Source organism: Paenibacillus segetis, from assembly GCF_014639155.1.
GTDB classification, from domain to species: Bacteria; Bacillota; Bacilli; order Paenibacillales; family Paenibacillaceae; genus Fontibacillus; species Fontibacillus segetis.
The window spans coordinates 3341712-3365535 of the sequence record NZ_BMFT01000001.1 but is presented as its reverse complement, the minus strand read 5'-3'; the positions used below and the strand labels follow the sequence as shown (position 1 = coordinate 3365535).

Annotated in this window: 15 protein-coding genes; 9 read left to right on the top strand and 6 right to left on the bottom strand. The window is 42.4% G+C overall.

All coding sequences use genetic code 11. The annotated features are described in order from the left end of the window. Positions 1-132 precede the first annotated feature (132 nt). The 7 genes from IEW05_RS15800 (at position 133) to hemH (ending at position 12260) form a co-directional block, all read left to right on the top strand. Positions 133-759 (top strand): 50S ribosomal protein L25, encoded by a 627-nt coding sequence (locus IEW05_RS15800; RefSeq protein WP_188540462.1) that lies wholly within the window; start codon positions 133-135, stop codon positions 757-759. A 211-nt stretch (positions 760-970) separates the two neighbouring features. Beyond that, positions 971-1699 (top strand): DsbA family protein, encoded by a 729-nt coding sequence (locus IEW05_RS15795; RefSeq protein WP_188540460.1) that lies wholly within the window; start codon positions 971-973, stop codon positions 1697-1699. 18 nt (positions 1700-1717) lie between these two features. Continuing rightward, positions 1718-2179 (top strand): disulfide oxidoreductase, encoded by a 462-nt coding sequence (locus IEW05_RS15790; RefSeq protein WP_188540458.1) that lies wholly within the window; start codon positions 1718-1720, stop codon positions 2177-2179. Positions 2180-2308: 129 nt separating this feature from the next. Beyond that, complete coding sequence (locus tag IEW05_RS15785; protein WP_194434131.1) at positions 2309-8011, top strand: WIAG-tail domain; 5703 nt, start codon at positions 2309-2311, stop codon at positions 8009-8011. Between the two features lie 161 nt (positions 8012-8172). Continuing rightward, complete coding sequence (locus IEW05_RS15780) at positions 8173-8670, top strand: GNAT family N-acetyltransferase (RefSeq protein WP_188540453.1); 498 nt, start codon at positions 8173-8175, stop codon at positions 8668-8670. Between the two features lie 296 nt (positions 8671-8966). Next, the gene (locus IEW05_RS15775; RefSeq protein ID WP_188540451.1) at positions 8967-11159 is read left to right on the top strand and encodes an FMN-binding protein; all 2193 of its coding nucleotides are present in this window, start codon (positions 8967-8969) and stop codon (positions 11157-11159) included. Positions 11160-11246: 87 nt separating this feature from the next. Continuing rightward, positions 11247-12260, top strand: a complete 1014-nt coding sequence (hemH, locus tag IEW05_RS15770) for a ferrochelatase (RefSeq protein ID WP_188540449.1) — start codon at positions 11247-11249, stop codon at positions 12258-12260. Positions 12261-12339: 79 nt separating this feature from the next. Here hemH and IEW05_RS15765 read toward each other — a convergent pair whose 3' ends face one another. From IEW05_RS15765 to kduI, 4 genes are all read right to left on the bottom strand, one after another. Next, complete coding sequence (locus tag IEW05_RS15765; protein WP_188540447.1) at positions 12340-15255, bottom strand: DEAD/DEAH box helicase; 2916 nt, start codon at positions 15253-15255, stop codon at positions 12340-12342. A gap of 165 nt (positions 15256-15420) precedes the next feature. Further along, the gene (gene kduD, locus IEW05_RS15760) at positions 15421-16176 is read right to left on the bottom strand and encodes a 2-dehydro-3-deoxy-D-gluconate 5-dehydrogenase KduD (RefSeq protein ID WP_188540445.1); all 756 of its coding nucleotides are present in this window, start codon (positions 16174-16176) and stop codon (positions 15421-15423) included. 46 nt (positions 16177-16222) lie between these two features. Then, positions 16223-16975, bottom strand: coding sequence for a DeoR/GlpR family DNA-binding transcription regulator (locus IEW05_RS15755; RefSeq protein ID WP_188540442.1), 753 nt, complete (start codon positions 16973-16975; stop codon positions 16223-16225). A gap of 49 nt (positions 16976-17024) precedes the next feature. Continuing rightward, the gene (gene kduI, locus IEW05_RS15750) at positions 17025-17858 is read right to left on the bottom strand and encodes a 5-dehydro-4-deoxy-D-glucuronate isomerase (RefSeq protein ID WP_188540440.1); all 834 of its coding nucleotides are present in this window, start codon (positions 17856-17858) and stop codon (positions 17025-17027) included. Positions 17859-18101: 243 nt separating this feature from the next. Between kduI and IEW05_RS15745 the strand changes: the two genes are divergently transcribed. Both IEW05_RS15745 and ybaK read left to right on the top strand, forming a co-directional pair. Next, a complete protein-coding gene (locus IEW05_RS15745; protein ID WP_188540438.1) occupies positions 18102-19781 on the top strand; it encodes a hypothetical protein in 1680 nt (559 codons plus the stop codon). 101 nt (positions 19782-19882) lie between these two features. Next, entirely contained in the window at positions 19883-20359 is a 477-nt protein-coding gene (gene ybaK / locus IEW05_RS15740) for a Cys-tRNA(Pro) deacylase (protein ID WP_188540437.1), read from the top strand. A 65-nt stretch (positions 20360-20424) separates the two neighbouring features. Here the strand turns inward: ybaK and IEW05_RS15735 are convergent, their stop codons facing one another. Both IEW05_RS15735 and IEW05_RS15730 read right to left on the bottom strand, forming a co-directional pair. Continuing rightward, positions 20425-22008 carry a response regulator gene (locus tag IEW05_RS15735; RefSeq protein ID WP_188540435.1) on the bottom strand — a complete coding sequence of 528 codons (1584 nt, stop codon included), beginning with the start codon at positions 22006-22008 and terminating at the stop codon, positions 20425-20427. After that, positions 22001-23794: a sensor histidine kinase gene (locus IEW05_RS15730; protein ID WP_188540433.1), complete on the bottom strand. Its 1794-nt coding sequence runs from the start codon at positions 23792-23794 to the stop codon at positions 22001-22003. Before IEW05_RS15730 ends, IEW05_RS15735 begins: the two co-directional genes overlap by 8 nt. Positions 23795-23824: the final 30 nt, after the last annotated feature.

The following is a 23824-nucleotide window of genomic DNA, read 5'->3' as shown; positions in this document are numbered from 1 at the left end:
AAACGCAGTGTAAAATTGATGTAAAACTCAGAGAATAATTATGTCCTACCTGTTAGCTTCTCGACATATTTGGGTAATATAATAATATGGCTTTGGCCAAGTATAGTAATTTAACTAGGAGGTTGTTGCGCTATGAGTATGAATCATCAAACTTTGCATTTGAATGCTGTGCAAAGAACGGAGTTTACTAGCGCTTCGCTTCGCCAATTGAGACAAAGCGGACGTGTCCCGGGTGTTGTGTATGGTGAGAAAGCGGGAAGTCAAGCGATTCATGTGGATGCGAAGGAGCTTAATAAGGTGGCGCGCACGGGTCGCTCAGAGTTTTTTGAATTGAAGGTGGACGATGGAAGTAGCTTCCCAGCGTTGATCAAGGAAGTTCAGCAACAGAACGGGAAATGGGTACATGTTGATTTTCAGCAGGTAGCTAAGAATAAACCCATTCGCGTCAAAATACCGCTGCATTATATCGGTACAGCCGAAGGTACAAAGGGAGCGGGTGCACTCCAAGTACAAGCTACGGAACTTGAAGTTGAAGGGTTACCAGATGCACTACCATCTGGCTTGAACATAGATGTGACTTCACTCGGAATCGGGGATAAGCTTGTAGCGGCAGATGTGTCGCTTCCTGAAGGAGTCACCTTGTTGTCTTCTGGAGAAGAACTACTGGCTTCGATTATTACGACTCGCGGAGAAGCTGCAGATACGAGTGATGAGGAAGAAGCTGCTGAAACCAGTGACGATAGCAAGAATCAGGAGTAATATTTGTTTGAATATAAGCTGGTATTCTGGCCAATATAATGAAGGTACAATCAAGGAGGACGGCCATAAGGCCGTCTTTTGTTATTTTACTTGGGATCGATTCTTTTATAACTATAACAATAGGAGTAATAACTTGACTAAGCCTACTTTTGTAACTAGAATAGTTACAGAAAAATAAGATTTTTAATTTTAAAATGGAAGAAGGGGTTGTATGCCGCCAAAGAAAAGTAGCAATGTATTGGCACAACGCAAAGCAGAGGCGATCAAAATAAAACAGAAACAAAAAATGAGACGGATCATCTGGTTTGGGACGCTTGGAGTTGTACTTATTCTTGTTATCGTGGGAATTCTCCTCCAGCCTAAATCGGCTTCCAAAGAGGGCATATTTGATTATGCTAATTTGCCTGTGCTTGGTAACGTTGATGCACCTGTAAAAATCGTAGAATTCGGTGATTTTAAATGCCCAAGTTGTAAAGCTTTTAACGATACAATCAAAAAACAACTACAGAGTGATTATATTGATCAGGGTAAAGTGGCCTTTTATTTTATGAACCTAGCTTTTATTGGCCCTGATTCCTACACAGCAGCTTTAGCGGTTCAATCCGTATACCATCAGGACAAAGAGCTATTCTGGACTTATCTAGATGCGTTATATAATAATCAGGGGGATGAAAATACAGTATGGGCTACAACTGATTTTCTTGTAAATCTAGCGAAGCAGGAGAATCTTCCAATTGATTATGAGCTACTGAGGAAGGATATTGAAGACAAGACGTATAAGAACGAAGTAGATGCGCATATCGCTAAAGCCGATGAATTAAGACTTGGAGGAACACCAACGATATTCATTAATGGTGTAGAATATGTCAACCAGAACTATGCAGATTACAATGCTATGAAGCAAGCTATTGATCAAGCGATACAAGATCAATCTAAGTAATCGAAGGGATGGGGACCTATGCGATCCTTCTTTAAGGACTATGGTATTTATCTGGCCTGGCTTGTCTCATTAGTTGCAACGGCAGGGAGTTTGTATCTAAGCGAAATTTTGCACTATGAACCGTGTAAATTGTGCTGGTTCCAGCGTATTTTCATGTATCCTCAGGTATTTCTGCTCGGAATAGCAGCCTTCCGCAATGATCGTGCTATCATCAGGTATGTACTTCCGCTTAGCTTTATTGGAGGATCTATTTCCCTATATCACTATGCAGAACAAAAGCTTCCTGCTCTGGCAAAATTGACTCCATGTAAGATTGGAGTTCCGTGTAACGTTGACTATCTTAACTGGTGGGGCTTTATTACAATACCGTTCCTCGCATTAATTGCCTTCGTGTTGATCATAAGCATGCTGTTTGCAGCGAATAAAGCGGAACTAAGCTCTGTAGATGAGAGCGAGACAACTACTCAAACTAGCATGTAATAGAAATTAATCAGAGAGGGATCTTCCATTGGGAAGATCCCTCTCTTTGTCATTCCTATTAGCCGAAATAGAAGAAGACTTGTGACAAGTGCCCAGCCCTCCGCATATGATGCCAAAGACGAAAAACTTTTGGTAAAGGAGAGGGCAGCTCTGAATAAGAAATTTAAAACCAACAAACCTGGTAAAGGAAGAAAGCCGCTCTACTACGTGGACAATCCGGATTTAAATGAATTAAAGCTGCTGGAGAACGCTAAGGTTCATGCCGCTCCGGTGTTTGCACCACAGGAAGCGCTGGTAAAGGAGGTATTGGAAGAAGAAGCGTTCGTGGGGGAAGTGGCTGTTGAGGAAGTCGCTGTTGAGGAAGTCGCTGAAGAGAATCTCACGGCTGATTCAAAACGAAGCACTCTAATTCATGAGCTAGAAGAAAAAGCCGCTGATTCAACGGATAAAGGTATCATATACACAGATGATATAACAAATGCTGCCATTACAGGGGAGAAGATCGCACCTTATACGATTGATTCCACCAAATTAAAGCACGGTACAATAGAAACGGCGTGGTTGGCTGATTATGCGGTGCACAGCATTAAGATTGCGGAAGCGTCTGTGACATCTTCCAAGATCGCCCCACATTCCATTACAGGTAATCATTTAGCGGAAGGTACAATTGAAGGGAAAATGATTAGAAATCGCTCCATTAGCGGGGATAAGCTAGAAGAAGGTAGTATTACCTCGGATAAGCTAGCGGATGACATGATTCATGGGGATAAGCTGGCGAATGGATCGATCGAAAGCCGCCATCTCAAAGAGTGGATTGTTACAACAGACTTAATACAAGATCAGGCAGTTACTGCTGATAAAATACGTAGCGGGAGTATCCAATCGTATAATTTAGCAAACGGAGCCATTGATAACTCTAAATTAGGCGATCAATCGGTAACCTCGGCCAAACTTCGTGATGGATCCATTACAGGAACCAAACTGCAAGACGGAACGATTGAGGGTAGACATCTCGCTGAAAATGCGATATCTATCCGTAATCTGGCATCAGGCTTGATAGGAAAACAGCATCTTGCTACTCCGAGTGTAGGTACAGACCAACTAGAAGGAGATGTAATTGGTTCACACCATATCAAAGAGCAAGCAATTGGAGCTCGTCACATTGCACCGGGTTCGATTGAGAATGTGCATTTGAAGCCAGGAAGTATCGGGCAGGATCAGATCGCTGCTGGTGAAATTAAGGGCAGGCATTTAGCCGATCGGAGTATTCTCTCAACCAAATTGTCTGATCAGGCTGTTGGAACAGCACAAATCGTTGAACAGGCGGTTACCTCTTCTAAAATTGCTGATCAGAGCATTTTACCTCAGAAAATTGCTGATGAGGCGGTTCTTACCCGTCACTTGGGTAGGGCAGCCGTAGAGGGGACTAAATTAGCTCCTTTCAGTGTTTCTTCGCAGCATTTATCCAACGGATCTGTACAGAGTGAACATATTGAGACTGAAGCGATTCAAGATTGGCATATTGCTGCAGGGAGTGTCAAAGAAGATAAAATAGAAAGCAGTTCAATCAAAGAATATCATTTAGCAAATGATTCAGTGACTACAAAGCATCTGAAAAAAGAGATCATAACGACAGAGAAACTGGCAGAGAGTAGTGTAACTGCGAGTAAGATAAGACCTGGGGCTGTTACAGGTGAGGCTATTGATACTGAGCAGATTTCTTCTTTTCACATTATCCCTGGTTCAATTAATCAAATACATTTAGCCGACAACAGTATCGGACCGGCTTCTTTGCAAGCTGGGGTAGTTAAAGATGAGCATCTAAGTGAAGGTGCTGTGTTCTCCATTCATTTACAAGATCATGCCGTAACTGCTTTGAAATTATCTCCGGAGAGCGTAACTAGCGATAAAATTAATGATTTAGCGGTCACAAGCTCTAAGTTGGCAGAAGGTAGCGTTACTGCTTCCAAAATCCATCCTCATACTCTTCGCTCAGAGCATTTTGCTGCGGGAGCTATTCAGTCCGTTAGTTTATCTCCAGAAGTTGTTCACACAGAACATCTGGCTTTAGATAGTGTTATTTCTAAGCATGTACATTCAAATACAATTGAAGAGCGTCATTTCACTACCGAGTCTGTATCAGAGCGAGTTCTGCAAAATCAGTCGGTCACTTTTGACAAGTTAGCTGAAGATTCTGTGGGATCCCATCATTTACTGGACGGAAGTGTAGAAGGTCAGCATATTGCTGAAGGTGTCGTAGGAACAAGGCATTTTGGGGAGCAAGTGGTTACATTTATGAACTTATCAGCCCAGCTCCAGCAAGGTGGTTTGCTACCTCAAGATGGTGTCGATGGAGCAAATATTAAGCCTCAGTCGATCTCACGTGTTCAGTTGGAGGCGGATGCAGTTGACGAAGAAGTTCTGCAGAATGAGTCCGTAGGATCAATTCACCTGAAGCCCTTATCAGTAGAAAGTCATCATTTGAGCGCTTCATCGGTGCAACGCCAACATCTGAGCGAAGGATCCGTGGGTTCAGAGCAATTGCTAGGTAACAGTGTTGAAGGTCGTCATATTGTTGAGAAAGCGATAAGAACCGAGCATCTCGGGGAACAGGTAGTAACATTTACAAATTTGTCAGAGGAGCTCCAACAAGGTGGTCTGTTACCTCATGATGGTGTGAATGGAGAGGATATTAAACCGCAATCGATCTCACGTGCTCAATTGCGTGTAAATGCAGTAGATGAAGAGGTTCTGCAGGATGATTCTGTAGGATCAATTCACCTTAAGAAAGGGTCTGTACAAAGCCATCATTTGAGTGAGGCTATTATACAAGGTCAACATCTAGCAGTAGGATCCATCGGATCGCAGCATTTCGTGGATGATAGTATAGAAAGTTATCATATTAGTAATGCAGCAGTAGGAACTCGGCATATCGGGAATCAAACAGTTACATTTACACATTTATCAGCTGAGCTTCAGCAAAATGGTTTGCTACCGCAAGATGGAATAAGTGGAGAAGACATTAAACCCCAGTCGATCTCACGTATTCAGCTAGTGCCGGATGCAGTAGATGAAGTAGTTCTGCAAGATGAGTCCGTAGGATCGGTTCATCTTAAGCCATTGTCTGTACAAAGTTATCATTTGAATGAAGCATCCGTGCAAGGTTATCATCTAACTGAAGAATCCGTTAGATCACAGCACTTGGTGAATGGCAGTGTTGAAAGTCGGCATATAGGTAAAGCGGTAGTAGGGACCGACCATCTCCGGGAACAAGCAGTTACATTTACACACTTATCAGAGGAGCTCCAACAAGGAGGTTTGTTACCGCAGGGTGGAATAGATGGAGAAAATATTAAACCACGCTCAATCTCACGTGATCACTTACAAGCGGAATCCGTCGACGAAGAGATTTTGCAAGATGAGTCGGTTGGTTCCATTCATCTGAAGCGGTCATCTGTACAAAGCCAGCATTTGGGTGAGGCTATCATACAAAGTCAACATCTGGGAGAAGGATCCGTAGAATCACAGCATCTATTGGATGGCAGTGTAGAAGGTCGTCATATAGGCGAAGCAGTTCTAGAGAGTAAGCATATCGGGAATCAAGCAGTCACGTTCACACACTTGTCAGAGGAGCTTCAGCAAGGTGGTTTGCTACCGCAAGGTGGTATTAATGGAGAAGACATTAGATCTGAATCCATTTCTAGGATTCACTTACAGGTGGATGCAGTGGATGAAGATGTCCTACAGGAGGAATCGGTCGGGTCCATTCACTTGAAGCCGCTATCTGTACAAAGCCAGCATTTGGGCGATGCTATTATACGAAGCAAACACCTGAAAGAAGGATCTGTGAGATCACGGCATCTGTTGGATGGCAGCGTAGAAGGTCGTCATATTGATGAGTCAGCAATAGGAAGCCAGCATCTCGGGGAACAAGTGGTCACATTTACACACTTGTCGGCGGAGCTTCAACAAAACGGTTTGTTCCCGCAAGGTGGAATAGATGGAGAAAACATCAAACCTCAGTCGATCTCCCGCGTTCAGTTGCAGGCGGATGCAGTTGACGAAGAGGTACTACAAGATGGGTCGGTGGGCTCCACCCATCTTAAGCCGCTATCTGTACAAAGCCAGCATTTGGGCGAGGCAACCGTACAAAGTCAACATCTGACAGAAGGATCCGTTGGATCACAGCATCTGGTAGATGGCAGTGTAGAAGGTCGTCATATAGGTGAAGCGGTAGTAGGAAGCCAGCATCTTGGGGAACAAGTAGTTACATTTACGCATTTGTCAGCAGAACTACAAGAAAGTGGTTTATTCCCGCAAGGTGGAATAAACGGAGAAAGCATCAAACCTCAGTCGATCTCCCGCGTTCAGTTGCAGGCGGATGCAGTTGACGAAGAGATACTACAAGATGGGTCGGTGGGCTCCACCCATCTTAAGCCGCTATCTGTACAAAGCCAGCATTTGGGCGAGGCAACCGTACAAAGTCAACATCTGACAGAAGGATCCGTTGGATCACAGCATCTGGTAGATGGCAGTGTAGAAGGTCGTCATATAGGTGAAGCGGTAGTAGGAAGCCAGCATCTTGGGGAACAAGTGGTGACATTTACACACTTGTCAGCCGAGTTACAACAAAATGGTTTATTCCCGCAAGGTGGAATAAACGGAGAAAGCATCAAACCTCAGTCGATCTCCCGCGTTCAGTTACAGGCGGATGCAGTAGATGAAGATGTCCTTCAGGACGAATCGGTGGGCTCCATCCATCTTAAGCTGCTATCTGTGCAAAGCCAGCATTTGGGTGAGGCAACTGTACAAAGTCAACATCTGACAGAAGGATCCGTTGGATCACAGCATCTGGTAGATGGCAGTGTAGAAGGTCGTCATATAGGCGAAGCGGTAGTAGGAAGCCAGCATCTTGGGGAACAAGTAGTTACATTTACGCATTTGTCAGCAGAACTACAAGAAAGTGGTTTATTCCCGCAAGGTGGAATAAACGGAGAAAGCATCAAACCTCAGTCGATCTCCCGCGTTCAGTTGCAGGCGGATGCAGTGGATGAAGATGTCCTTCAGGACGAATCGGTTGGATCGATCCATCTTAAGTCACTATCTGTGCAAAGTCAGCATTTAGGTGAAGCAATCGTACAAAGTCAACATCTGGCAGAAGGGTCCGTAGGATCACAGCATCTGGTAGAGGGCAGTGTAGAAGGACGCCATATAGGTGAAGCAACAGTAGGAACTGTGCATCTCGGGGAACAAGTGGTTACATTTACGAACTTATCAGCCGAACTTCAACAAAATGGTTTATTCCCGCAAGGTGGAATAAACGGAGAAGATATCAAACCTCAGTCGATCTCCCGCGTTCAATTGCAGGCGGATGCAGTAGATGAAGATGTCCTTCAGGACGAATCAGTAGGGTCAATCCATCTTAAGCCGCTGTCAATACAAAGCCAACATTTGAGTGAGAACTCCGTGCAAGGTCAGCATCTTGCAGAAAGAGCTGTGGGATCTGCTCATTTGGAGTTGGGATCTGTGGGGGTTGAGCACTTAGCATTGACTCCAATTCAAGGGATTTCAGGTGAGCCTTCACTACAACAATTCGGAATGGCTGCTTTCTTGTTACAACGTCATGAAGATATAACCGAGGTTACTATTCAGTTTGAAGAGCCATTTCCCAATTCTCACTATATCATCGTGGCAATGTCCAATAGTCCTGCTTATTATGTAACTTTGAAGGAACAGTTCCCAGATTGTGCTGTTCTGGAGATATCCAGGCTGAAGGAAATTGATAAAAATTACGGATTTGTTACGTGGATTAGCATCGGAAGTTTGAACTGACATCGAGTCTTAACCAACAAAACAACCTTAATGATCACTCATGTACATGTGGCCATTAAGGTTGTTTGCACTTATTCTAGAAAAAAGACATCCCTTGTGAAAGTTCGGTTGTTATAATGAATGTATTGTTGTAACAATCGATTTTATGGAGGAAAGCTGATATGAGTGATCATGGTAAAATTGAGTTCGTACCACTACAAGAGGAAGACATCGTGCTTCTGACAACTATAATGACTAGGTCTTTTGATGAGGATGCGAGAATTCATTTGGGTGAAGGGCATCGAGATGGACCTGCAGGGTATGATAATGGCGAATTTTTGATGAGATATGGGGTACTCGCTTCTAATGACTCTTTTACAATATTGATGCATGGTGAGGCCATTGGAGTTGCTATCGTGTGGATTCAAGACGAAGGTAATTACTACCTAGAGAGTTTATTTATTGATTCTTCGATCCAAAACATGGGGATTGGGACGAGAATATGGAGAATGATAGAGAGTAAATATCCTGACGCAAAAATGTGGAAAACGGCTACGCCAGGCACTTCAAAAAGAAACCATCACTTCTACATCGACAAATGTGGTTTTAAGCTAATCAATATTCTCAATCCCGGGGACATAGAGCAAGAAACCTATGAATTAGAAAAAAAGATGATGTGAATTTCGAGGATTTTATTAATTTCATGTAAATAATACATAAAAATTTGAATATGTGATTTTGTATACAGATAATAACAGTGAAGATTGAATATGATGAATCCAAATCACCTACATATATTTTTTTGGGCATTTTTATAAGTGATTTATTTCACTAATAATGTGAAACAATTCACAATTTACTGATGGTGATTGAATTGAGGAGGGGGGAACACGGTTTATAGCGTTCAAGTAGAAGACTACATATGGACTGAATTTATTTTTTTGAGCTCAAATATGATAAAGGGAGAGGGTAGTAAATGAAAAAGCTAATTTCTTTAACTCTATGTGCTACATTTGTTCTGTCATCACTTCTTCTAGTGGTGGATACATCGGCATCTAAATTCTCAACGATAGATGTTGTATCTGCCGCATCGGAAGCGGTTAAAGAAGAAACGAAGGCACCTGCAAAAACAACAACACCAAGTAAAACAACAACACCAAGCAAAACAACACAGCCAAATAAGACAACAACGAAAGAGAATACGACTAAAGAGGCTACGACAACACAGGCAACAAAAGAAGTAACTAAAGCAGCAACTGAAGCTACTCCAGTTAAAATTGCTGAGAAGACCTATGCAGATGGAGTATATGTAACTTACGGTAATGCTTACTCCAAAGGAACTGAGGGCGCAAAAGTTACAATTAAGGATGGTAAGGTAGCCGCAATTGAACTTTTGAGAACAAGTCCTAAGTTGATTGACAGAGATGCTCGTTATAACTATAGCGGCCTATGGAATGCATATGAAGCAATGAAGGCAAAATTGGTAGGAACAACTAGAGATGAAGCAGCTAAGGTAGACGTTGTCTCCGGTGCAACTCGCTCAAGTGATGGATGGAAATTATCAGTAGATAGAGCATTCTCACGAGCTCTTGTAGAGAAGCCTGCTGATGAAATCTACTTTGAAGGCGAACATATGGGGGTTGACCCTGAAGGTAAATTCATGGTTTTTGTAAATTATGACAAGACGAAACGCCTAGGCGTAAAAGTGTACCCGCTTAATGAAAAAGGTGATGTCATTGATGAAGCCAGTATGAGCGCTGAGCAAGCGAAAATGGTGTATACGCTCGCTGGTGAATTACTATATAGAGGTACAAATGCTGTAGCTCTAAATGGTTACGATGCTGAAACTAAGGCAGCAGTTAATGCTTTCCGTGATGCTGAGTTGAACGCGAAGGTTAATAACGTTGTAGAATATATAGATGGTGTATATTCTGCTTACGGATCTGCTAGAGATAAAGGTGTAGAAAGAGCAGACGTAGTGATTAGAAACGGTAAGTTAGTTGATGTTAAGCTCTATAGATTAGGTTCGAACCTAATCGACAGAGGTGACACGGCTTATGCTGAAGTAGTGAAGGCTAATGCGCCTATGGTTGCAAAGTTGCTGAAGAACGGTTCTTATATCGAGAACTTTGATAATAGCGTTGATGCTATATCAGGAGCTACTGAGAGCAGTCATAGCTGGAATCTAGCTGTCGAAAGAGCATTTGAAAAAGCACGTAAAGTTCCTACAGGTAGCCAGTACTTTGAAGGTACTTTTGCTGGTGTAGATAATAAGTCTAGAGTTCTAGTTCTTGTTGATATGAGTGCTGATAAAGTAACGAAAACAGCAGTTTCCCTATTTGGAGCAGACGGAAAGCTGATCGCAGAAGATAAATTGACTGAAGATCAAAAAGCCGCAGTTGCTAAATTGAATGAAGGCTTGACCAAAGACGGAGCAAAAACAGCCATAATTAATGGACAGGAAGTCGTGTCTCTTGCAGCTAAAGCTGCTTTCACTGACGCTATGCAAAATGCTTCTGTTAAGCAAAGTAATTATAAAGATGGTAAATTCACTGCCTATGGTGATGCTTCTAATGTAGGTTCGAACAGAGCGGACGTAACTTTAAGAAATGGTAACATCGTTGGAATCGATCTTTATCGAGTGGGCAACAATCTTGTTGATAAGGGAGAAACAGCGTATGCAGATCTTGTAAAGGGTCTTCCACAAATGTTGAAGGATTTCCTTGACGCTGGAACAAGGGAACAAGCTCAAAAGGTCGATGCAATCTCAGGAGCTACTAGCAGTAGCAATGCATTTAAACAAGCTATAGATCGAGTTTACAAGAAAGCTGAGATTGTTGAACCGTACAAAGCAGCATATCTGAATGGGATCCATGCGGGTGTGAATGCGGATAAATCAGTATATGTGATGGTTACAGTGGAACACAATGTTCCTGTGAAAATGGAAGTTTCTTATCTAGATGCCGCTGGAAAAGTAAAGGCAGCAGACAAATTGTCAGCTGATGAGCTAGCAGTGAAGGCTGAAATTGAAACTCCAATGACCGAAAAAGATACAATGCACAAATATGCCTATCGTCCGGCAGCATTTGGCGACACCGATGCATTGAAGGCTCTTTCAGGTAAAGTAGTCGATGCAATAAAAGTTGCACTTGAAATAGCTGGAAGATAATTGATATAGTAGAGTCACATACGATAAACAGCAGAGCCCTTTCAGAATCAAATTCTGAGAGGGTTCTGAACGTTTTGGGAGGTCAACATGAAACAAGAGAAGATTGGAGTTATATTGGCTCAGATTGGTACCCCAAGTGAACCTACAGCGAAGGCAGTCCGTCCCTATTTAAAAAGATTTCTATCTGATCGGCGGATTGTTGACTATCATCCTCTACTGTGGCAGCCGCTGCTGCAAGGTGTCATTCTTACCGTTCGCCCAAAACGTTCGGCTAAGTTATATAAAGAAATTTGGACGGAGCAAGGCTCGCCGCTGCGAGTTTATTTGCACAAACAGCAAGTTGGTTTGCAAGAACGGTTGGGAGAAGGGTTTCGGGTTGAAGTGGGAATGGCATACAGTGAACCAAGCATTGAGCAAGCGATGAGAGTACTTGAAAATGAAGGGATTACGAGAATTATTATTATGCCGCTGTTTCCACAGTACTCATCAACAACTACGGCATCGGTATATGATGAAGCTTGTTTTGCAGCCTTAGGTAGGCGTAGTGCTTCAGGTTCGACAGCTAAGCGGTTTGTACCTACGTTGCGATTTGTTGATGCTTATTACAATCATCCTGGTTATATCGCGGCAATGAAGCATCATTTAGAGCAACAATTAAAGTCACTACAGTCACCACCAGATAAGTTCATCCTCACATTTCACGGAATTCCACAGCGTTATGCTGACACGGGGGATCCTTATCCTGATCAATGTCTTGAAACGGCGGAATTACTCGCGAGAGAGATGGGATGGGCTCGGGATCAGTGGGGGATCGTCTATCAGTCACGCTTTGGGAGAGAACCTTGGGTTGGCCCAGCGACATTTGATGTACTCGGTGACCTAGCACGTCAGGGCGTGAAGCGTCCCTTCTTATTTGCACCAGGTTTTGCTACCGATTGCTTGGAGACACTTCATGAAATCGGAGTTGAAGGTCGTGAAGTATTCGAAAATGCGGGTGGTCCTGGTGAACTTTATACGATGGCCCCTTGTCTAAATGATCAAGCCACATGGCTGGATTTCTTAACGGAGTATGTTCGGAGTAATGCTCAGGGTTGGGTTTAATTAAAGTGACAAAATACTATGAATAAAAAAGGTCCCCGATTATAATGTCGGGGACCTTTTCCTTGTACACAGTCTTTGGCTATAGCATCAAAATTTCACGAATATCTTCCTCTGTTAGCGTCGATAAGGATTCATGACCTGGTTGAATGATCTCATCAATGAGGTCTTTTTTTCTCTGCTGAAGTTCGTACATTTTCTCCTCAACCGTATCTTGAGTGATAAGGCGGATGACTTGAACTACATTCCTCTGTCCGATCCGATGTGCACGATCGGCAGCCTGTTGTTCCACGGCGGGGTTCCACCAAAGATCATACAGGATTACGGTATCTGCTCCGGTCAAGTTAAGTCCAGTACCACCAGCTTTTAATGAAGCGAGGAACAACTCGCGCTCTCCTTCATTGAACCTGTTGCATAGCTCGACGCGCTCAGAGGCAGGGGTATTACCATCCAGATAGAATAAGGGCACACCTTGAATTCCTAGGTCTTTACGGATTAGACTCAGCATTTCTGTAAATTGAGAGAAGATGAGCACTCTTTTACCAGCATTCCGGCATTCATCGATGATCTCCATTAGCTGTTCAAATTTGGCTGAGCTGCCTGCATAGTCATCCACAAATAGAGCCGGATGACAACAAAGCTGGCGAAGCCGAGTTAATCCGGCTAGGATTTTGATACGATTCTTCTGGAAATCCTGTTCATCCAGATGCTTTAAAGTTTCCTGCTGTAGCTTTGCCAAATAAGCGATATATAGCTTTTTCTGCTCTGGTAGCAGCTGGGATGTTTGTTGCGATTCAATCTTCTCAGGTAGTTCCTTTAACACGTCAGTCTTCAATCGGCGTAGCAGGAATGGAGCAATTCGCTTGGCTATAAGATCCTGTGGTAGGTCGTTAAAGGCTTTTCTGCTAGCAAATAAATCAGGGAATACGGCGTCAAAGATCGACCATATCTCTTCTAGTTTGTTCTCTATAGGAGTTCCGGTAAGTGCAAATCGATAACGTGCTTGGATCACTTTTACTGCCTGCGCAGTCTGAGTGGTGTAGTTCTTAAAGGCTTGTGCTTCATCCAAAATAAGCGTATGGAAACTTAAGCTAGCAATGAATTTGATATCTCTGCGTAGTAGCGGGTAGGAAGTAATAATGACGTCTACACCGGAGATAAGGTTCAGTGTCTTTTCTCGTTCGCTACGGCTGCCATCGGCAATAACAGTCACAATATCCGGTGCAAATTTTCTAAGCTCATTAAGCCAGTTATACATCAGAGAAGCTGGGCAAATGATTAATGCCGGCAATTTTTGATTTCTAATCTCTGGTAGTACAGAGGCGAGAAAGGCGATGCTTTGCAGTGTCTTGCCAAGTCCCATATCGTCTGCCAGAATGCCTCCAAAACGATAATGGGCAAGTGTCTTTAGCCATTGGAATCCATATTTCTGATAGTCTCGTAAGACATTTATCAGAGAATTTGGAACAGGGAAATCCATATTGTCTGGAAATCTCATATTGTCGAGTAATTGACGGAACGCCTTACTAAGCTTAATCGCATCTCGTTTATGCTGAGAGTCCATCAAATGAAGTCCACGTATTGCAGGAAGACGGAGAATAGGTCCTGTCAGATCTCGTTTCTGGAATCCCATTTCATTGATTAAGGCGATAATCTCTTGAAACTCTGAACTCTCTAGCGGTAATAATGCCCCGTTCGGGAGACGATAGTATTTATTCTTATCTTGAAGAGATTGAAGCAACTTACGAATTTCTGTCTCTGGAATACCGTCCATTTCAAAGCGTAGCTCCAGCCAATCGGTTCGTTCGTCCACATCTACTGTTACTTTAGGTGGAGTAAGTCCGGTGAGTAGTTTTACTTTTACAGCTGTAGTAGCGTATACATCCAATAACTTCTCAAGTTGTGGAACGATATGGTATAGGAAATCATATTCTCCGTCCTCATCGTTCATGAAGTAACCACTTTCTGTGCGGGCAAAAGAGCTTTGCTCCATGAGCTCAAGAATTCGTCCCTCCTGATCTCCATCTCGCATGAGAATGACGTTGTTGGAGCGTTTTGTGGCATGTTCTTCTAATGGATTGATGACGAGGTCTCCATAATGGAATTCCAGTCCGGCAAGCAAACGATCTCTTACGCGGTCCAAATAAAGCTTAGCTTTTAGTGGAGTTCGTACGACTTTGTCAGATATCGAATTAGCAATTTTGACTTGACCAAGCTTCAATAGTCCAGGGATGACTTTTTCCATAAAAGGCTCTATTTGCTCTGGCGAAATCTCGATTTGAGAGTTATCTGTACGCTCAAGCAGTTGCTTGAGCTCGGAGAGTCGCTTACACTGTTGCTCTGGCAGCTTCAGCAATTTCCCTTGTGAAATAACGATTCCATAGGACTCCATAATGTTCATTTGATTCAGTCCTTGAACGTCCAATTGGTAACCATCATCCATTGCTTGATCAAATTCGAAGTGTAGTGGGATGGGTTCATCGGATATCGAGATCGTGTCGAATGTCATGTCATCCTGAACAAGTTGCACCGAGGGGGCACTTACAAGTAAGGGACAGACGGAGTCCCAAAGATGTGGAGGGATGAGCAGCATCCGATCGCCACTTATATTGTTGCTAAGCCCAGAATAGGTACTAAACGTTTCGCGATACATGATTTCATGGTGATAAACCTCTATTAATGCTTTAAGCACGTCATTATCATTTTTTTGAAAACAGTGTATTTCCGGATCATAGGTAAAATGTCTGGAGAACGTATACGGCTCTCCTCGCTCCATTTGATTAAGAAATTCTCGTATTCGCTGTACGATATACATGCGTTTTGATCCGACCTTCATCTCAATGCCAAACATATATTTATGATATCCGTAGGGAAATGGCGAAATAATAAACTGAACATCCAGGAGTGCTCTTGTCTCGAAAAGAGAGCGGGTACCGATTGGACGTTGCTTCCTATCTTCGAACAACTTCATAACCCCTTGGGTTACCGGTAGTCTCATCGTAAGCTTCCTTTCTTTCAAGGCTTATCCCTACATAGTATAGGAATAAGTGTACAAATAAAAGTAGGGGAAGGATACGTCTTCAGAAAAATAACCGCAACACAACAACACCCCCGTACACTAAGAAGTGTATCGGGGGTGTTGATATCATTTATTGATGGCTTTTTATCTAGCCAACCATCCACCGTCAACAGCCAATACATGACCATTCAGGTAGTCGGAAGCCGCGGAAGCTAAGAAGACAGCAGGACCTTTAACATCTTCAGGAGTACCCCAACGTGCAGCAGGGATACGCTCAAGAATAGCATTAGAACGGTTCTCATCAGCACGAATTGGAGCCGTATTGTCGGTTGCCATGTAACCAGGAGCGATAGCGTTAATGTTAATCCCGGAACCAGCCCATTCGTTCGCGAATGCTTTGGTTAATCCAGCTACGCCGTGCTTACTAGCAGTATATCCTGGTACATTGATACCACCTTGATAGGAAAGCATAGAGCAGATGTTAATGATTTTGCCGGATCCTCTTTCGATAAAGTGACGGCCAGCGATTTGCGACATTAAGAACACGGTGTTCAGGTTCAGGTTGATCACATCGAACCAGTCTTTTTCGCTATGATCTTTCGCTGGAGTACGACGAATGATACCGGCGTTATTTACGAGAATATCGATATGGCCTGTAAGTTTTAGAGCTTCATCAAAAGTTGCTTGAAGGGTGCTGTGATCTCCAAGGTCAGCTTCAATTCCATGTGCTTTTACGCCCAAAGCCTCAGCAGCTTTTACCGTATCATGGCTTGAAGTAAGGGAGGCAGATACGATATCTGCACCTGCTTCAGCAAATGCCAAAGCAATACCTTGTCCGAGTCCGCTAGCAGCTCCGGTTACGAGTGCTGTTTTTCCTGCTAAACTGAATAATGATGACATATAATGGTTCGCTCCTTTAAAATGATGAATTAGAAAGCTTAATTGGTTAGCATTCGATCGTTATACCTGCACTGCGGAACTGCTCAGCTATTTCGGGTGACAGGCCTTTGTTCGTAATAATTGCGTTAACCTCATGGAGAGTAGCAAAGGTACGGAGCGCGGTGTGTCCAAATTTATGATGATCCACAACGGCGTACACCTCACGGGATGTGGACACAAGGGCCTGTTTGAATTCAATTAAATCTCCTGTATAAATGGAAAGTCCATTCTCGATATGAACGGCCGTAGCCGATAGAAATGCTTTTTTAATATTAAGTTTTTGCACGTAAGAGACGGCTTCAGGTCCGGCCAGCATGTTGCGGACACGGTAACCACCGGGTACGACAAGACGAATGTTATCTTTTGGAACGAGTTCGCTAATGATGTAGACATCATTGGTGACTACGGTTAGAGGAATGTTGTCCAGCCGACGAGCGATTTCTAGTGTAGTGCTTCCGCCGTCGAGAGCGACGATATCATCCACTTCAATGTGTGCAAGTGCACGGAGCGCAATCTCCGTTTTTTCCTCGGAATACTTATCGAGTGGCTTCTTGGTAGGTAAAATTCCGAATTGATCACTATGTGCAAGTACAGCTCCGCCATGCACACGTACGATCAAACCCTGCTCCTCCAGCTTGCTTAAATCCTCGCGTATCGTTTTCCCTGTCACCTGGAGCCTTTCACTTAGCTCGTTCACCGTTACATCTTTTTTGTTCAGCAGAACTTCCATAATCATCTCGTATCGTCGTATCGGATTCATAACTTGCCTCATCTTTCCGTAAGTAATTTACCTCTATTGAACTACCCCTCTATTGTAAATCTTTTATGGATACAGGGTCCATATCATCATATCTTTTATTATCTCCGGCCATGCTCCAGATAAATGTATAATTGCTTGTTCCAACGCCGCTGTGAATCGACCAGCTTGGGGAGATCACGGCTTGTTCGTTACGCATAACGATATGGCGTGTTTCGCTTGGTTCGCCCATGAGATGAATGACTACGGAATCATCCGGAAGATCGAAGTACATATAAGCCTCCATACGTCTTGGATGTGTATGTGCAGGCATTGTGTTCCACATGTTTCCTGGTTTTAGTTGGGTCATACCCATCACGAGTTGAGCACTTTGCACTCCGTTTGTATGAATAAGACGATGAATCGTACGTTCATTTGAGTTCGTGATATCACCTAGCGCTCCGGATTCCGACTCAGCCAGTGTTGTTTTGGTAGTTGGGTAAGATTGGTGTGCAGGTGCCGAGTTCAGATAGAATTTAGCAGGCTTTGCAGCATCAACGCTTTTGAATACGACATCTTTGGAGCCTTGACCTACATAGAGGCATTCCTTTGTATCGATTTCATATTCTGTTCCATCAACAACCACGATACCTTTACCACCTACATTAATGATTCCCAGTTCACGACGCTCTAAAAAGTAGGAAACACCAAGTTCCTTCAAATCTGTTGTAAGAACAACTTCTTTAGTCACGGGCTGTGCGCCGCCAACAATCATGCGATCCTCATGTGTAAGTACGAGCTTCAGCTCATCGGGAGCAAAAATAGTTGGGATGTGAAATTCCTCGCGGAGCCGCTCGGTATCAAACTTCTTAACTTCATTCGGGTGAGAAGCATAACGTCTTTCCATTGGATATTCATTCTCCTGTCAGTTATGATTTATCGTTCGTATAAGTACAATCTACTCCATTTAAGTTCATTTATCAAGTGTTTATATTTGTTTTATTGTTTATATAGGTTTATTTAGCGGTTCATATAGTTGCAAAATGGAAGTTAAGTATGCACAATAGAAAATGAACTGAAAAATTAAATCATAATAATGATCTGTACTAACAAAATATCTTGTATTACAAAATGGAGAGGGTGTTCATCAATGGAGGGATTACAAAGTACTCCTAGTCCGTATAAGAAACGACAGTCTGAGCTTGTACATAAGATTAGTGAGGCAGCGTATCATGATTCGTTATTGGAAAGTGGTTTGTGGTTTCATAACGATGTTCGTAACAACTTTTACTATGCATCTTATTTATTCGCTGCCGCAGTAGATATTCAAGCAGAGGTTTCTTTCGATCGGGAGGAAGCTAAGAGGAAAGCGGAAGCCGTGTTGCTAGAGGTTCTCATGTTGCAAAACCAACAACCCGGTACTATATTGTACGGCCATTGGCCGCTAGGACTAAGTCCCATTCCAAGAGAATCGAAGCCACATGAGCTACCTGTTGAGATCATGGGCAGTTTGATGGCTTACTTCTTCAGCGAGTATAGAGGATGGATGAACGCCGATCTACAAATTAAATTTCAAACAGCGTTGACACATATTTACCACAGTGATTTCTTCCGTAAACCAGTGATGAATTATGGTCATCATGAAGCAAAATATACGGCGGCCAAGCTAATATTTGGCACACTATTTGAGGATGAAGAGTTGATTGAAGATGGCAAACGAAGTCTTAAAGAAACACTAACCTATATTCAATCCAAGGGGATGCCGGAGTATGGTTGTCTACCGTGGTTCTGGCATTGGGTTCAAGCCTTTACCTGTGCACTGGAGCTGATGAGTCCCGAAGATGAAGAAATCCAGCATGAATTGGGAGAGATGCTAGATTATTTATGGAGTGTGCGAGCGCAATTTTATCTTCAGGGTTCATGGGTAGGTGCTCATTCTCGGGGGTGGCCGCATGATGTTCCTGGTGACGCCAATGTCCTTCATGATTATGTACAATTTGGCGATTTCCAGTTACCTGAAATTATGCCGCGTACAGAGTATGCCGGGTTTCTATTCTATGAGGCACCAGCGAGTGCGCGTAAGGTGGCGCTGGATCGTAGGATTCCGATGGAAGTAGCCAAAGTGACACAAAAAGTTATTCCAACTGATCCCGAGCCTCAACCGTTGCTGCATTCTTACGCTTATATTACGGAGGATTATGCTGCCGGAGGCATGTGGGAGCGGGTCGAGGAATTTGATAATGAACAGCTCCGCTGGACGTATTCGCTACCAATAACGGAACGAGCCGGAACAAATCAGCTATACTTCTTCCATCCGGGTGAAGGTTACAACGAGGGCGACCCCCGCCATCAAAGTGGTTATGGAGAAGTTCTATATCATAAGAGTGTTGTTATGGAGCTATACCCTGTTCCGAAGGGGGAACCTAACCAACTCATTGGCGTACTACCAAAAGGTGAATGGCATAAAGAGCAACAATCGCTGTTTGGGCAGGTGGGAAATGTCTACTTTGCTGTTTATTTGTCTCATTCGTATGAGTTAATTGAGCGAAGTAATTTTATTGAGGTTTCTGAGGGTGGATTGCCGGGTGGAGTTGTAGTGGAAGCTATTAGCGTGAAGGAGGCTGCGAAACTTGGAATCGGTGGACTCAAGGAGTTTGCCGACAAGATGATGGTACAGTCGCCGGCGTTCAGTCTAAGCGAAACAACACCACTTCAGGCTGAATACACAAGCTTAAGTGGAGATCGGTTACAACTCCAAACAGGTGAGAAGAAGACGGTAAAGGCCACTATAAACGGAAGTCCGGTATCGTTTGATAAATATTCGGTATAATCTTGCATTTCTAATTCTTATTCAGTAGGCTAGAATCAGTGATTCAAAACGGGACATCTGAGGGATCGTTAATGAATAGGATTTAGAAAGGTAGATTGCTCATGCAAGTTACAAAAACAAATGCGCTGCGAATGCTTGATGCGAAGAAGATACAGTATGAAGTTCTTTCCTACGATAATGAGGATGGAATGATTCATGGAACAGCTGTAGCTGAGAAGATTGGCAGAGAACCAGAATGTGTTTTTAAGACACTGGTAGCACATAGCGGGCCTAACCTATATGTGTTTGTGATCCCTGTTGCAGAAGAACTCGATCTCAAGAAGGCAGCCAAAGCTGCTGGAGAGAAGAAGATCGAAATGCTGCCTATGAAGGATTTGCAGAAATGGACAGGCTACATTCGCGGAGGATGTTCTCCGGTTGGAATGAAGAAACTTTATCCAACTTTTATAGACAGTAGTGCAGAACAACAGAAGAAGATGGCTGTTAGTGCCGGGAAAATTGGCATGCAGATGGAGCTTGAACCAACACTTCTTGCAGATACTGTTGAAGCGAAGTTTATTGATTTGATTAAAGAATAGGTGAGAATACATAAGGAGCAGCTAACCTCAGTAGTGTTATCTACTAGGGAAACTGCTCCTTGTGTCTATTCTGGGGACATCTCCTTATTGTACGAACCTTTATATTGTTTAGGAGAGACGCCGGTATATTTTTTGAAAAAATGAGAAAAGTAGCTGGTGTCATCTATCCCAATCTCTTCAGCAATTTCATATATCTTTTTGTCGGTATTTCTTAAAGAATCTTTAGCTCTTTCAATCTTTTTATGGTTAATCGTATTGATGATCGTATCCCCGGTTTTCTCTTTGAATAACCGGCTGAGATAACTGCTGTTTACATTGATGTGGTTGGCTATGTCATTAAGGGTAATATCCTGTTTGAAATGGTTATCGATATAGTGCAATGCGTCAATGATAATGTTGTTTCTCCCTTTTGATACCGTAAGCATAAACTCGCAAGTAGCAAGTACGATTTGAGTTAATACATCAGAATATTGGCTAAAAAACACACTGTCACTAATGTCGGTTCCCGCATCACTTTGATAATCATAGATCGTAGATAGCGTAGTATGATGCGCAGCAACAAACTTTCTGCATTTATTTTCAATGAGAATGCCTACATTTTTTATATCGATCTCAGATAGCTGGTTTGTTTTCTGGAACGAGAATAATTGCTCAAGATATTCGGTAGCCGTATCCGCCATGCCCTTTTGTATTTCTAAACTAATCTGTTCGATGAGCATTTCGATTTGCGCAGAATAAGTGTTATTTACTTGAGTGATAGATGTGTAAGGATAGATTTTTATTTGCTCATCTAAAAAACGCCTAGACAATGCTGAGGTAGCTTGTTGATAAGTGGCGTTGAGATGATACGGGCCTTCGGCAGGCTCGCTGATCCCAATGTAGACACTCTCGTTCATAAAGCTATGTACCGTATCAACGATATCTGAGCAAATCGTTTGAATCTTCTCTTTGTAGTTCTGATGTAATGAATTGATAATAATACAGAACATATCTTTAGCCATAGGAATGGTATAGGATTCGAATCCACTATCACTAAGCGCCATGGTGAAGATGTTAGAAAGACTAGTATGCATCTGACTTTTAAGGTGATCATCATTTTGATCGGTCTCAAGTTTCACAGCAAGTGCAAGAAATTTCTGTAGGCTGATGTCATATTCGATCGCATTTTTCTTGATCTCATCGATATTATACAGCGAGCTATCAATAATTGATTTCATAATATTCAGTTTCATGAGGTCTTTGTCGAGATGATGGTGATTACTTTCGAGCCGTGCACGTTTAATTAGGTCTTTCGATTTCTCAATGGCATCGATAATTCCATCAAGCGCACCCGTTTTTGTTACATATTGAACAACGCCATATTGAATCGCAGATTGCGCATACTGAAAATCTGCATAGGCCGTGAGAAGAGTAACCTTTGCCCGGAGGTCATGCTCCCAAATGTAGCGAGCCACTTCGATGCCATCTACCCTGGGCATTTTGATATCGCAAATAATAATATCGGGATCGTAACGATCAATATTATCGATCAGTTCTTTACCATCCTCAGCTACATAAGCTAATTCGCAGTCTAGTTCTTGCCAATTAATGAGATGAATAAGACCTTTACGAACCATCGGTTCATCGTCTGCGATCATCACTTTATACATGTTGATCATCCTCCGCATTGCTGCCGTTATCAAATGGAATTTGAATCGTTACGATGGTACCCTCATTTTTCTTGGTATAAATGTCAATCCCATAATCGTTTCCATAAAAATATTGAATGATTTTATAGGTATTATTAAGCCCTACATGATTATGATCTGTCTTGTTATTTGTCGTTTTTAGGGGGAGTTCCACTCGTCCCTCCAAGCTATCGAAGCCAACTCCGTCATCTTTGACTTCGATAAACAGACAATTATTTTTTGCATAAATATTCACTTCTACAAATCCATTTTCGAACTTCGGCTCGATCCCATGGGTGACAGCGTTCTCAACAATAAATTGTATCGCTAGTTTCGGAACATAAAGTTCAAGTAGTCTTTCGTCATCATACTTAATTTTATAGTTCAGCTTATCCCCGAATCGGTAGCTTTGCAAATAAAGATAAAACTCCAAGTAGATTAATTCCTGCTTAATCGGTACTTTTTCCTTATCGGTACGGTAAATACTTGCTTGAATTAATCCAGCAAATGAACTGATCATTTTGCTCACGTCGTCATTGTTATCCATCTTGGCCTTGAGGGCAATCGTATTAAGCACATTAAACATAAAATGAGGATTCACTTGAGTTTGGAGAAATTTAAGCTCAGATTCTTTGATAATTAACTGCTTCTCATAGACATCTTTGATCAAATAATTAATCCTGTCCGTCATTGAGTTGAACACCTCACTGATATAAGCGAACTCACGGCTGGTGAATTCAGGCATTTTAATATCAAACTTGCCTTTCCCTACCAGCCTGATACTAGAGGCAACTTCATCCAAAGGCTTGGTTAATTTTCGGATGAAAATTACGGTGAATACAAGGACCAATAAGATGATAGCTGAGAAAATATACACATAAGATTTGATGGAATTAAACAATAATGTGAATAAATGATTACTGGGAATACCTATGGCACAATTGAAATCCATGTTCATACGTTCCGTGTAAATTAGGTAATTGGTATTCTCAATCTTGTGCTCATATGCATCCTGTTTGTATGTATTTATAATTTGATGCTTATCTTCCGTAGTGATCATGTCAGCATTGTGAGCTACAATTGTATTTCCATCCCCATCAAACATATACCAAAAGGAATGATCGTAATGATCGACCTGTTGCATAATTTCGTTGACGTTGCTCATGTTGATTACGAATATGAGGGTGCCTATGTTCTGCATGGAGTCAGAATATACAGTGAACAGCAAATTGATGTTCTCGCCATCTACAACAAATTTCACATCCTCTTTACTTCGGAGAAAATCTTGATAAATCATGTCGTAATTCTTGTCATATTCTAATTGCAAGGTCTGGAGTGGGGGATTATAAAAAGCTTTGAAGGCATTGCCGTCATGATCGTACAGATAAATTTTATCTAGGAAAGGACTGTCTCGCTTGGCCGTATTTTTATCGGAATAGAGATCAACAGATTGTCTAAACTGTGTTTCGACTTCGGTATAATCGACATCGCTTGTAGAACGGTCTTTGATATCGGTTAAATAGTCCGATATACTCTTGTTGTTTCTAATTCGTAGTAACGTATCCTCAACTAGCACGGTCTTGTTCTGGAAATTGTTGTTGGTTTCTTTGATAAAGAATACGATATCATTACGAATGTAACCGGTTAACAGAGTGAACATGAGAATGCCTAAGATGATCGCACATAAGATAATTGGGATTAATGTAGTGGTAATATCAAAGAGAATAATTTTGGAACGGAACGTTCGCTTTTTACTTATATCGTTCATTTGAAATTGTCCCCCACTCTCTCTTTCCCT

Excerpts from the sequence above, each read along its gene's own strand:
- ybaK (WP_188540437.1), top strand. The coding sequence starts at position 19,883 with ATGCAAGTTACAAAAACAAATGCGCTGCGAATGCTTGATGCGAAGAAG.
- IEW05_RS15730 (WP_188540433.1), bottom strand. The coding sequence starts at position 23,794 with ATGAACGATATAAGTAAAAAGCGAACGTTCCGTTCCAAAATTATTCTC.
- IEW05_RS15780 (WP_188540453.1), top strand. The coding sequence starts at position 8,173 with ATGAGTGATCATGGTAAAATTGAGTTCGTACCACTACAAGAGGAAGAC.
- kduD (WP_188540445.1), bottom strand. The coding sequence starts at position 16,176 with ATGTCATCATTATTCAGTTTAGCAGGAAAAACAGCACTCGTAACCGGA.
- hemH (WP_188540449.1), top strand. The coding sequence starts at position 11,247 with ATGAAACAAGAGAAGATTGGAGTTATATTGGCTCAGATTGGTACCCCA.
- IEW05_RS15755 (WP_188540442.1), bottom strand. The coding sequence starts at position 16,975 with ATGAATCCGATACGACGATACGAGATGATTATGGAAGTTCTGCTGAAC.
- IEW05_RS15765 (WP_188540447.1), bottom strand. The coding sequence starts at position 15,255 with ATGAGACTACCGGTAACCCAAGGGGTTATGAAGTTGTTCGAAGATAGG.
- IEW05_RS15745 (WP_188540438.1), top strand. The coding sequence starts at position 18,102 with ATGGAGGGATTACAAAGTACTCCTAGTCCGTATAAGAAACGACAGTCT.
- IEW05_RS15795 (WP_188540460.1), top strand. The coding sequence starts at position 971 with ATGCCGCCAAAGAAAAGTAGCAATGTATTGGCACAACGCAAAGCAGAG.
- IEW05_RS15735 (WP_188540435.1), bottom strand. The coding sequence starts at position 22,008 with ATGTATAAAGTGATGATCGCAGACGATGAACCGATGGTTCGTAAAGGT.
- IEW05_RS15775 (WP_188540451.1), top strand. The coding sequence starts at position 8,967 with ATGAAAAAGCTAATTTCTTTAACTCTATGTGCTACATTTGTTCTGTCA.
- IEW05_RS15790 (WP_188540458.1), top strand. The coding sequence starts at position 1,718 with ATGCGATCCTTCTTTAAGGACTATGGTATTTATCTGGCCTGGCTTGTC.
- kduI (WP_188540440.1), bottom strand. The coding sequence starts at position 17,858 with ATGGAAAGACGTTATGCTTCTCACCCGAATGAAGTTAAGAAGTTTGAT.
- IEW05_RS15800 (WP_188540462.1), top strand. The coding sequence starts at position 133 with ATGAGTATGAATCATCAAACTTTGCATTTGAATGCTGTGCAAAGAACG.